Source organism: Phocaeicola salanitronis DSM 18170 (genome assembly GCF_000190575.1).
Taxonomy (GTDB): domain Bacteria; phylum Bacteroidota; class Bacteroidia; order Bacteroidales; family Bacteroidaceae; genus Phocaeicola; species Phocaeicola salanitronis.
This window is the reverse complement of the sequence record NC_015164.1, coordinates 2,924,214-2,937,717: the sequence shown is the minus strand read 5'-3', so window position 1 is coordinate 2,937,717 and position 13,504 is coordinate 2,924,214. Positions and strand designations below refer to the sequence as shown.

5 protein-coding genes are annotated in these 13,504 nt (G+C 46.7%); all 5 read right to left on the bottom strand.

The annotated features are described in order from the left end of the window. Positions 1-30 precede the first annotated feature (30 nt). Entirely contained in the window at positions 31-2,355 is a 2,325-nt protein-coding gene (locus BACSA_RS12680; RefSeq protein WP_013618482.1) for an outer membrane beta-barrel family protein, read from the bottom strand. A gap of 155 nt (positions 2,356-2,510) precedes the next feature. Next, a complete protein-coding gene (locus BACSA_RS12675) occupies positions 2,511-4,313 on the bottom strand; it encodes a sigma-70 region 4 type 2 (protein ID WP_013618481.1) in 1,803 nt (600 codons plus the stop codon). Positions 4,314-4,744: 431 nt separating this feature from the next. Beyond that, positions 4,745-5,215 carry a DUF456 domain-containing protein gene (locus BACSA_RS12670; protein WP_013618480.1) on the bottom strand — a complete coding sequence of 157 codons (471 nt, stop codon included), beginning with the start codon at positions 5,213-5,215 and terminating at the stop codon, positions 4,745-4,747. 141 nt (positions 5,216-5,356) lie between these two features. Next, the gene (gene rpoC / locus BACSA_RS12665; protein WP_013618479.1) at positions 5,357-9,643 is read right to left on the bottom strand and encodes a DNA-directed RNA polymerase subunit beta'; all 4,287 of its coding nucleotides are present in this window, start codon (positions 9,641-9,643) and stop codon (positions 5,357-5,359) included. A 25-nt stretch (positions 9,644-9,668) separates the two neighbouring features. Next, a complete protein-coding gene (gene rpoB / locus BACSA_RS12660) occupies positions 9,669-13,481 on the bottom strand; it encodes a DNA-directed RNA polymerase subunit beta (RefSeq protein WP_013618478.1) in 3,813 nt (1,270 codons plus the stop codon). Positions 13,482-13,504: the final 23 nt, after the last annotated feature.

The following is a 13,504-nucleotide window of genomic DNA, read 5'->3' as shown; positions in this document are numbered from 1 at the left end:
TCAAGAACTAAAAAACTCACAAACTCAGCATCACATTCGGCTTCGCTGTTCCTGACCTGCTCCCGTGCCTTTGTACTTGCTCTTGGTGGCATTGAACTTGTAGCGGAGGGTCAGTGTGAAGCGGCGGCGCGATTGCTGATCTAACCCCAGTATCCGATTACCGCTATAAACGAAACCATCGTATTCTTTAGAGTTGAATAAGTTCGTTGCTTGTAATTGCAGGCTAAAGCGTTCATTAAAAAAAGTCTTACGCAGACCGAAATCTGCTGACCAAACAGTCTTCGCTATGTGATAATTTTCTTGTTCACCAGTCGTCTGCAAAAAGAAATCCACATCAAGCATAAAGCCCAAGGGGAGACGAAAATTATTATTCCACGTAAAGCTGCCTATCGGATTATTAAAATTCTTCCGTTTCCCGTTAGGCATATCCACCTTATACCATTGCTGAAGATACATCAATGTAAGTCGAGGTGACCAAACACTGATAACTGGTGAAAAAGACAAAGTCGCATTAATATTATCCAAATTATACTTGTTGTCATGAATCAAAAGCGTGATGGTCGGGTCGTCATCCGAATAAGCGGCACTGGTCTGAATCATCACGTCCTTAGTATGTGTATAGCGTGCGTTGAAATAAATCCATTCCCAAGAAGCATCCAATGACAGACGGTTGATGAGTGAAGGCTGAAGCAAGGGGTTACCGCTCTCGTACGTATAACGGTTAGCGTAGGTCACGTTGCTCCGCAAATCCCAATATGACGGACGCTCGATGCTACCCGTATAGCTTAACGAAAGCTGTGTCTTGCCCACAGGCAAGGAGAAGGAAACGGTCGGAAATACATTGTCGTATGTACGGCTCTGTCCATCCACCCGAATGTCATCCTCATAATAATCGGACGTAATGTGTTCGTAACGTACACCTACCTGAGCCCGCAACTTACCGAAGCTACGGGCATACTCCAAAAAAGCTGAAGCTGCGCTTTCCTCGATATTGCTGTCGTCATCAGCTAAGATTCCCTGATAGTTGACATAAGTGTTCACCCGGTCTGTGTATGTATACTCACCGCCGAATGAAAAATTGCCACCCCACAAAGGACGGCTCACAATCAGTTTAGCAGCATAAAGCGTATTTTCGTCCTTGTTGTAAGAAGAGATGTTCTGTTCTTGCCAAATGCCGTCTGCCGGAAGGTACTGTTCATTCATGTCCTGCAAGTTTTTGGTGTACGACCACATCCCGTCGGCATTGAAATCAACATTCCACTCTCCTATCTGTCCGTTATAATATACATTAAACGAATGAGTGGTAGCAGGAGTTTTTTGCCATCCATTGCTTGTGTTCTGTTCATAAAGCTCTCCACTTTGGAACACCTCCGAATACATAGGGGAAATCGACCATTTGTCTTTGGGAGTACGGTCAAACTCATAACGGGCACCCATGGAATGATTCTCATTAAATTGGTAGTTGAGCGAAAGTCTGGCGGAAAAGTTTTGGCTTTGCGACTGAGAGTGAATATCATTCACCTGTTTCCAATATTTATCAAGGTAAGTCTCCGTCGTCAGGATCTTGTTATCCTCATTATATGAATGGGAACCGAAAAGCATACCTCCAAAATCAAATCCACCCTTACGGTAATTGAAATTGAACTGGTCAAGTACGCTCCACCCGTATTGGTATCTTACATAAGCCCGGTTATTGAAACCAAATCCCTCCCCTTGTGCCTTCTTGGTATAGATGCGCACCACGGCTTTCACCGTTGCGTCATACCGTGCACCGGGATTGCGCACCATCTCTACACGCTTCACGTTATCCGATGAAAGCTGGTCCAGTTCCGAAGCATTACGCATCTTGCGCCCGTTGATATAGATTTCAGCCTCACCCGAACCGAACACGTTTACCGTACCTTCTTCCGCCGATACGCCCGGAAGCTTGCTCAGCAAGTCATTGCCCGTACCTGCCTTCTCCAAGATAGTGCCCGTCACATTCGTCACCTGCGCATCCCCTTTCAACTGCACTTTGGGCAAATCGCCCTTTACCACCACTTCGCCCAACAGCTGTGCATCGGGCAAAAGCTGGATGGTTCCCAAGTCCGGTTTCTCTACCTTATTATATATAGTAGCATAGCCGATGGAGGAAATCCGGAGCAGCAGATTGTCCCGGTTCGTCTTTAGGGCAAAAGCACCCGATTCATCACTTACCGTTCCCGTCACAAAGGCGGAATCGGGAAGGGATAACAACACTACATTGGCGTAGGGCAATGGCTGGTTTTTCTCGTCCGTTACCTTGCCCGTGTAGGTCTGCGCCGGAAGGATGGATGCCGCGCACAGACACAGCAAAAAGAATAAAATCTGTCTCATTTCGGTTGATTGTCTTTGTTTTGTTTGGCGCAAAGTTAAAGACTATTATCCGATGAAACAAGAAATCCATCTATACAGCGACAATCCTACAAACAGCTTATAATAAACAGATTACCCATTTTAAGGAAATCCGAATCTATACAGATGCGGCATGTTCAGGCTTCCCAAACCCATAAGTCCAGGCTCTTCTTGTCCGTGATGCCGAAGCACGAATAGATTTTCTTCTTCACACGGTGCTTGCTGGTAGAGACCGAGGAAGGGGAAATGCCCAGCAGGGCGGCTATCTCACCGACTGTGAAGCGGAGCTTGATCAGGCAGCACAGCTCCACCTCGTACTCACTCAGCGAAGGGACGGATTGCGAGAGACGCCGGCAAAAGCCCCCGTACACCGTATCGCATATCTGGCGGAGCCGTGACATGCCTTCCGCCTGAAGGTACACCGGATGGGCATGGAGGGAGGAAAGCTCGGGGTATCGTTCCAGCATGCGGATGCGGAGCTCCTCGTTCTCCTGCCTGGTCTGGCGAAGTTCTGCGGCGATGCGTTCCGTACCTCCCGACTCTTCCGAAGGGAGGCGGAGCTTCTCCATTTCCTTACGCAAGCGGTCCGCATCACGGCGCAAGGAATCGTTTTCCTTACGTAGGGAGGCAAGCGTTTCCTCTTGCTCACCCAACTGGTCCGAAGCCTCACGCCCCTCGGCTATCTGCGCTTCCAGTTCCGCAATGTAAGCGTTGTTCCGGTCCATCAGCGATTCATGCTCGTGAAGCCGCAAGCCCAGACGGTTCAGTTCCTCTTCCTTGCGGTGCAGGACGATTTTACGGCGTTGGTAGACGTAGACCAGCAAGGCGAGAAGCACCACGCCCGCCAGCACCGAAACCAAGAGCCAGCGGGTGGCATTGGCTTTTTCCAGCTTCAGCTTCTCCTGCTTTATCTGCTCCTGGTAAACAACGATTTCCTTGCTCTTGTCTATCGAACGGATGGAATCCTCATAAAAACGTAAGGAATCGCTGTACTGAAGCGCATAGTCCCGATATTGCGGGCAACGTTTGCTTAAAGACAACAAGCTTTGGTAAACCGCACCACGCGTATAAATATTTGAAGCGCCCAATGCCCGATTCAAGCAATAATAGGCTGAATCGTATTCGTGCACATTTATATAAGCCACTCCCATGCCATAATAGATCTGAGCGGTGCGATAAGGGCTTTCAATGACTTCTTTTTTTAAATCCAATGCCTTTCTGGAATCCCCTAATAAAATATAGATAGATGCCAATTCATTTTTAAACGCTTGCTCCAAATCCGACAAATTCGCTTTTTGAGTTTCCCCTATAGCCTTATTATAATAAACAATAGCCGAATCCAATCGGTCTTTTACTGCATAGACTCTTGCCATATCTCTTAAAGCATAAGCTTTATATTTTAAATAAGGCGTTTTCACGGCATAATCATACGACTTTTGAATCACCTCTAATGCATAATCTGTCAAGTCCCTGTAAAGGTATAAATCGCCAAGACTGGACATTACCAAATATCCCAAGGTATAATCATCGGTATGTACCATTTCATCTTTCGCTTCCAAATAATAAGCCATGGAGGTTTCTATCTTCTGCAATTCGTAATTCACATTACCCATATAAAGTGCCGCCATCGCCTTACGCCGGGCATTATCCGTAAGCTTGTAATAATCGTACGCGATACGAATCAACGAATCGGAAGTGATAGGAAGGTATTGTTTGTATTTCGCCTGCGTCACCAACAGGCACCACAAGGCATGCTGCTCCTTATCGGCAGGCATGGGCATAGATTCTAAAATACGCAAGGCGCTGTCGGGATAGTCGAACATCACCGCTTCCGCCTGCTCCAGTTCGGGCAAAGGGGCGGCTTTCCGCTGAGAGCAGCCGAAGAACAGGTTCATCACACAGAAAATCAACAATAGGCAGGTTACGGCATTCGGTTTCATGGCTTGTCCTTTTATGCCTGCAAAGGTATAACAATTTTTTAAAATCCACCATACAGGATTTACAATTCAATACGCTGGAACACAACAGTTCATCATATTTATCCCTTCTGCCAATAAACCTCATCCGACAACGCAAAAGCTTGCTTCGCCCGACACATCCTGCTCCTCTTCCCAGTCCTCCCAGCAAGGACTGCAGTCCCAGCGGGCAAGGACTGGAGTCCTGACCTGTCAGGACAGCAGTACTGGCTATAGAGGACTGAAAACGCAGATAGATGCTGACAGGAAAGCAGCTAACCGCATCGGGCGACACAAACTGCCGCATCCAAAAACAATGCAAGAGGTATTGGCATCTAACTCCCAGCCCGCACCGCCATGTGTACAGGCTTAGAAATATTCGCATTTCATTTCTGACTGACCATCCTCCAACAAACTCAGAAGGCTACAAGGAATTGCCAAACGAAATAACCGCACAATGCCAGCTTGACAACTGTTCCGAACAAGAAGCCCGCCAAAGAGCCGAACCCTGAGCGCAAGGCATCTTTCAGGTTCTTGTCTCCCGCCAACTCACCGATAACCGCTCCAACGAAAGGACCGAGGATAATTCCCCAAGGCGGAAAGAACAAGCCTGCTACCGTACCGATGACACATCCCCAATTGCCCCATTTGGTGCCTCCGGCATACTTCGTCCCCAACATCGGTATCACGTAATCGAGCACCTGCACCAGAACAACCAATACAGCCCACACAACCAACTGCACCGGAGTAAACTGCAACCGCCCGGTGAAATGAAACAACAACATGCCGACATAGGCAAGCGGAGGTCCGGGAAGTAACGGAAGCACACACCCCAGCATACCCGCCACCAGACAAATGACACCTAATATGATAAGGAATATATCCATAGCCTCAAGTTTATCCGTCCACAAAGTTAGCCATTTCCTTCAGACTTCAAAAGCAAGCAGAGGGAAAAACGCATGGATAAAAAAAGCTCCCGACCCTTGACGGGCGGGAGCTTTCTATGATAAACACCAAAGAGATAATGATTATTCTACTTCGTTATAGTCAAGCACATTCTTCTTGTTGGCAAGGATACGGTCGTATTCCTCTTTCGAGCCTACGATAATCTTGTCGAACTCGCGCTGTCCGGTACCTGCAGGAATCAAGTGACCGCAAATCACATTCTCCTTCATACCTTCCAGACGGTCTACCTTACCGTTGATAGCCGCTTCGTTGAGCACCTTCGTCGTTTCCTGGAAGGATGCTGCCGACATGAAGCTGGAAGTCTGCAATGCGGCACGGGTAATACCTTGCAGAATCTGCGTAGAAGTTGCCGGAACAGCATCACGTACTTCCACCGGTTTCAGGTCGCGGCGTTTCAGCATACTGTTCTCGTCACGCAACTTACGTGCCGTAACAATCTGCCCCGGCTGGAGGTTCTGCGAATCACCTGCGTCAACCACAACTTTCTTGCCCCAGATACGGTCGTTCTCTTCATTGAATTCCAGACGGTCTACCACCTGTTGCTCCAAGAAACGGGTATCTCCCGGCTCGTCAATCTGTACCTTGCGCATCATCTGGCGTACGATAATCTCGAAGTGCTTATCGTTAATCTTCACACCCTGCAGACGATAAACGTCCTGGATTTCATTAACGATGTATTCCTGTACAGCCGTAGGACCTTTAATCGCCAGGATATCGGCAGGCGTAATGGCGCCGTCGGACAACGGAGTACCGGCACGTACATAGTCATTATCCTGTACCAGAATCTGCTTGGACAATGCTACCAGATACTTCTTCACATCACCGGTCTTTGAAGTCACAATGATTTCACGGTTACCACGTTTGATCTTACCCATGGTAATCTCACCGTCGATTTCAGATACCACAGCAGGATTGGACGGATTACGTGCCTCGAACAACTCTGTCACACGAGGCAAACCACCGGTGATATCGCCCGCCTTACCTACGGCACGCGGAATCTTCACCAGAATATCACCCGCCTTCACGATTTGCTTGTCTTCTACTACCACGTGTCCGCCTACCGGCAAGTTGTACGTACGGATTTCATTGCCATTTTCATCAAGGATATGCAATGAAGGTATCTTGTTCTTGTCTTTCGACTCTGTAATGATGATTTCACGCAAACCGGTAGCCTCATCCGATTCTACCTTATACGTTACATTCTCGATAACCGACTCGAATGCAATCTTACCTGCAACCTCGGTTACGATAACGGCATTGAACGGGTCCCACTTGGCAATCAGCTTGCCCTTCTCTACCACTTCACCGTCTGAAGCATACAGCTTAGAACCGTATGGTACATAGTGGGTAGACAATACAATGCCCGTATTGACATCAATAAACCGGACTTCCGCCAAACGGCCTACCACAATCTTCACCGGTTCGCCGGTTTCTTCTACAGCATCTACCGTACGCAGTTCTTCGAATTCCAGACGCGCGTCATTCTTTGCCACGATGCTTGCATTGGCTGCCATGTTACCGGCAATACCACCGGCATGGAAGGTACGCAATGTCAACTGAGTACCCGGCTCACCAATAGACTGTGCGGCAATGACTCCGACCGCTTCACCTTTCTGAACCATACGGCTGGTAGCAAGGTTACGTCCGTAACACTTCGCACAGACACCTTTCTTCGATTCGCACGTCAATACCGAACGGATTTCCACGCTTTCTATCGGAGAGTTTTCGATTTCCTCGGCAATGCTTTCGGTAATCTCTTCGCCCGAAGCTACAATCAGCTTTCCGGTCGTAGGATGAATCACATCGTGTACCGACACACGTCCCAAGATGCGTTCGTACAGCGTAGCGATAACTTCATCGTTGTTCTTCAATGCCGTGCAAACCAGTCCGCGCAAGGTACCGCAGTCTTCTTCATTGATAATCACATCGTGTGACACGTCAACCAGACGACGGGTCAGGTATCCGGCATCGGCTGTCTTCAACGCGGTATCGGCAAGACCTTTACGGGCACCGTGGGTAGAGATAAAGTACTCCAACACCGAAAGACCTTCCTTAAAGTTCGAAAGAATCGGGTTTTCAATAATCTGTGCGCCTTCGGCACCTGCCTTCTGCGGCTTCGCCATCAAACCACGCATACCAGACAACTGACGAATCTGTTCCTTAGAACCACGGGCACCGGAATCCAACATCATGAATACAGAGTTGAACCCTTGGTCATCGTTCTTAATCGTCTTATACAAGATGTCGGACAAGTCGCTGTTGACATGTGTCCATGTATCGATAACCTGATTATAACGTTCGTTGTCGGTAATGAAACCCATGTTATAGTTCATCATGATTTGTTCCACTTCCTCATTACCACGCTTAATCAGTTCTTCTTTCTCCTTCGGAATGATGATATCGCCCAAGTTGAATGACAATCCGCCTTCGAATGCCTTTTGATATCCCAAATTCTTGATACCATCCAAGAATTCGCAAGCACGAGCCACACCCACTTTCTTGATTACATCACTAATGATATCGCGCAATGATTTCTTAGAAATAATCATGTTCAGGTATCCGCATTCGTCCGGAACCAGTTCATTGACAATAATACGTCCGACAGATGTCTCTTTAATCATCTTCTTGACGATATTGCCGTTTTCATCCAAATCATTCGTCAAAACGCTGATTTCGGCGTGGATGTCTACCTTACCTTCGTTATAAGCAATCAAGGCTTCTTCCGGTCCGTAGAAAATCAGTCCTTCACCTTTAGCCCCTTTACGTATCTTGGTAATGTAATACAATCCCAATACCATATCCTGTGCAGGCACGGTAATCGGCGCACCATTAGCCGGATTCAAGATATTGTGCGATTGAAGCATCAGCAATTGCGCTTCCAGTACAGCTTCGTTGCTCAGAGGCAAGTGAACAGCCATCTGGTCACCGTCGAAGTCGGCATTGAACGCCGTACAAGCCAACGGGTGCAATTGGATAGCCTTTCCTTCGATCATCTTCGGCTGGAATGCCTGAATACCCAAACGGTGCAATGTCGGCGCACGGTTCAACAATACCGGATGGCCTTTCATTACATGTTCCAGGATATCCCAGATAACCGGCTCCTTGCGGTCTACAATCTTCTTTGCAGACTTCACGGTCTTCACGATACCGCGTTCAATCAGCTTGCGAATGATAAACGGCTTGTACAGTTCGGCAGCCATCAGTTTCGGAATACCGCATTCGCCCATCTTCAATTCCGGACCAACGACGATAACCGAACGGGCAGAATAGTCGACACGCTTACCCAACAGGTTCTGACGGAAACGTCCTTGCTTTCCTTTCAAGCTGTCGGACAATGATTTCAACGGACGGTTGGCATCCGTCTTCACAGCACTCGACTTACGTGAATTATCGAACAACGAATCAACAGCTTCCTGCAACATACGTTTTTCGTTACGCAAGATAACTTCCGGAGCCTTGATTTCAATCAATCGTTTCAGACGATTGTTACGGATAATCACACGACGGTACAAGTCATTCAGGTCGGACGTAGCGAAACGGCCACCGTCCAGCGGAACCAGCGGACGAAGTTCGGGCGGGATAACCGGCACGATACGTACAATCATCCATTCCGGCTTGTTACGTCCACGAGACGCACGGAATGATTCTACTACCTGCAGACGCTTCAAAGCCTCGTTCTTGCGCTGCTGCGAAGAGTCATTGTTTGCCTTATGACGCAGCTCGTATGAAAGCGCATCCAAATCCAGACGTACCAGCAAGTCGTAGATAGCTTCCGCACCCATCTTGGCGATGAACTTGTTCGGGTCGGTATCTTCCAAGTATTGGTTGTCCTTCGGAAGCGTATCCATAATGTCAAGATATTCTTCTTCAGACAACAAATCATATTGATTGACACCGTCTTCAGCTTTTACACCCGGCTGAATCACGATGTAACGTTCGTAATAAATAACAGCATCCAGCTTTTTGGTAGGCAAGCCTAACAAATAACCTATTTTATTCGGCAAAGAACGGAAATACCAGATATGTGCAACAGGAACTACCAGCTGTATATGCCCGCTACGTTCACGACGCACTTTCTTTTCTGTCACTTCTACACCACACCGGTCGCAGACGATTCCTTTATAACGGATACGTTTGTATTTACCGCAATGGCATTCATAGTCTTTCACCGGACCGAAAATGCGTTCGCAAAACAAACCGTCACGTTCCGGCTTATAAGTACGGTAATTGATAGTTTCCGGCTTCAGCACTTCACCATACGAGTTTTCCAAGATTTCCTCAGGTGACGCCAATCCGATCGTAATCTTCGAGAAATTACTTTTTATCTTAGTATCTTTTCTAAAAGCCATACTTTCTTATTTTCAAAATTAACTATTATTCCAATGTAATACTCAAGCAAAGACCTCTCAGTTCATGCAGCAAGACATTCAACGATTCGGGAATACCCGGAGTAGGCATCGGTTCACCTTTTACAATGGCCTCGTATGCCTTCGAACGTCCGACAACATCATCCGACTTGATTGTCAGGATTTCCTGAAGAACGTGAGCCGCACCGAATGCTTCAATTGCCCAAACCTCCATTTCTCCGAAACGCTGTCCACCAAACTGTGCTTTACCGCCAAGCGGCTGTTGAGTAATCAAAGAGTACGGACCGATAGAACGCGCGTGCATCTTGTCTTCTACCATGTGACCCAGCTTCAACATGTAAGTCACACCCACCGTAGCAGGCTGGTCAAACTGTTCGCCTGTACCACCGTCATACAAATAAGTCTTGCAATAACGCGGCAGACCTGCCTTATCCGTCCATTTATCCAAATCGTCCAATGTAGCGCCGTCAAAAATCGGAGTCGCAAACTTCACGCCCAATTCTTTACCGGCACGTCCAAGTACAGCTTCGAAAATCTGACCGATGTTCATACGAGAAGGCACACCCAACGGATTCAATACAATATCCACCGGAGTTCCGTCTGCCAAGAACGGCATATCTTCCTGACGGACTACGCGCGACACGATACCTTTATTACCGTGACGGCCCGCCATCTTATCGCCGACACCGATCTTACGTTTCTTCGCAATATAAACTTTCGCCATTTGAATGATACCTGAAGGCAATTCATCACCGATAGTCAAAGCGAATTTCTTTCTCTTCAACTCGGCATCCAATTCCTTATACTTCTTCAGATAATTCATTACCAAATCACGAATCATCTCATTCTTATGAGCATCCGAAGTCCATTTGCTCAACTGAATCACGGTATAGTCCAAAGATTCCAAGTCATGTTTGATAAACTTAGCGCCTTTAGCTATCACTTCGGTACCCAAATAGTCTTTCACTCCTTGTGAAACCTTATCTTCGGTCAGTACCAACAGTTTTTCTACAAGAATCTCTTTCAATGCAGCCGCCTTTTCTTCGAACTCTTCATTCAGTTTCGGAAGTATCTGCTTGTCTGCATTCTTCTCACTACGTGTCTTGATTACACGAGAATATAACTTCTTGTCGATTACTACACCCCGCAATGAAGGAGAAGCTTTCAAAGAGGCATCCTTTACATCACCTGCTTTATCACCGAAGATTGCACGCAACAGTTTTTCTTCTGGTGAAGGGTCTGATTCTCCCTTTGGAGTAATCTTACCAATCAAGATATCGCCCGGCTCGATGCGTGCGCCGATACGTACGATACCGTTTTCATCCAAGTCTTTGGTCGCTTCTTCACTTACATTCGGAATATCAGAAGTCAACTCTTCCATACCGCGCTTCGTTTCGCGGACCTCCAAGATATATTCATCGACATGTACTGAAGTCAAAATGTCTTCACGCACCATGCGTTCGTTCAGTACAATCGCATCCTCATAGTTGTATCCCTTCCACGGCATGTAAGCGACCAGCAAGTTCTTACCCAATGCCAATTCACCGTTTGCGGTAGAATAACCTTCAGTCAGGATATCGCCTTTCTTCACGCGCTGGCCTTTATTACAGATCGGGCGTAAGTCAATGGTCATGCTTTGGTTCGTCTTACGGAATTTCGGAATGCGGTATTCTTTCAATGCCGGTTCAAAGCTAACAAACTCTTCCTCCTGAGTACGGTCATACAATACACGGATGGTTGTCGCATCAACAAATTCGATGACACCGTCCCCTTCTGCCGCAATTTGCGTACGAGAATCTTCACACAACTGCTTTTCGATTCCTGTACCCACAATCGGAGCCTCTGTTCTCAACAAAGGCACTGCCTGACGCATCATGTTCGAACCCATCAACGCACGGTTCGCGTCGTCGTGTTCCAAGAACGGAATCAACGAAGCGGCAATTGACGCAATCTGTTGAGGAGATACGTCCATCAGTTCAACCTGATCGGGAGTAACTACAGGATAATCGGCATCCCGACGAGCTTTTACTCTATCGCGGATAAATGTACCGTCATCATTCAATGGCGCATTTCCCTGTGCAATGATCTTGTCTTCTTCTTCTTCGGCAGACAAATATTCAATGCCTTCCGGAGACAAGTCGACTGTAGCGTCCTTCACCTTACGGTAAGGAGTGACGATAAAGCCTAAATCGTTGATTTTCGCATATACACACAAAGAAGAAATCAAACCGATGTTCGGACCTTCAGGAGTCTCAATCGGACACAGACGGCCATAGTGAGTATAGTGTACGTCACGCACCTCGAATCCGGCACGGTCACGCGACAAACCTCCGGGACCTAATGCAGACAAACGGCGCTTGTGTGTAATTTCCGCCAACGGGTTTGTCTGGTCCATAAACTGAGACAAAGCATTCGTTCCAAAGAAAGAATTGATAACCGAAGAAATAGTCTTCGCGTTAATCAAATCTATCGGAGTAAACACTTCATTGTCGCGCACATTCATGCGTTCACGGATTGTACGGGACATACGTGCCAGCCCGATTGCAAACTGATTGGACAACTGCTCTCCTACCGTACGTACACGGCGGTTGCTCAAGTGGTCGATATCATCTACATCCGCCTTCGAGTTAATCAGTTCAATCAGATACTTGATAATCTCAATGATATCCTGCTTGGTCAAGACCTTGACATCCATCGGCGTATCAAGATTCAATTTCTTATTGATACGATAACGGCCGACTTCACCTAAATCATAACGCTTTTCCGAGAAGAACAGGTTATTAATCACTTCTCTTGCACTTGCATCATCAGCCGGATCGGCATTACGCAACTGGCGATAGATATACAATACAGCTTCTTTTTCCGAGTTGCTCGGGTCTTTCTGTAAAGTATTGAATATAATAGAATAATCCGAAGCGTTAGCTTCTTCATTATGAACAAGTATATTTTGGACACCAGACTCTAAAATCAAATCGATGTGTTCCGGTTCGATAACTGTTTCGCGGTCGATTACTACCTCATTACGTTCGATAGAAACCACTTCACCGGTATCTTCATCTACAAAGTCTTCTGTCCATGTCTTCAAAACACGCGCAGCCAACTTGCGCCCGATAATCTTTTTCAGATTAGCCTTATTTACCTTTACATCTTCTGCCAGATTAAAGATTTCGAGGATATCTTTATCATTCTCGAATCCGACAGCACGCAACAATGTGGTTACAGGCAATTTCTTCTTACGGTCGATATAAGCATACATGACATTATTAATGTCAGTAGCAAATTCTATCCAAGAACCTTTAAACGGGATGATACGGGCAGAGTATAACTTGGTGCCATTGGCATGAATGCTTTGTCCGAAGAACACACCCGGAGAGCGGTGTAATTGAGAAACGACAACGCGTTCAGCTCCATTGATGACAAAAGTGCCTTTGGGGGTCATATACGGAATAGGGCCCAAAAATACATCTTGGATGACTGTATCAAAATCCTCATGGTCAGGATCGGTACAATAAAGTTTCAGCTTAGCCTTCAAGGGGACACTATACGTCAATCCACGCTCCAAACATTCATCAATGGTATAATGAGGCGGATCAATGTAATAATCAAGAAACTCTAATACGAAATTGTTACGTGTATCTGCAATCGGGAAATTTTCGGCAAATACCTTATACAAGCCGTCATTCTTACGTTTTTCAGGCGGCGTGTTCAATTGCAAAAAGTCTTGAAATGACTTCAACTGCACTTCCAAAAAATCCGGATACTTCATCGGATTCTTAATAGAAGCAAAATTAATTCGTTGGTTATTTGTATTTGAAGACATCTGTATGGAGTTAATTTGTTAAT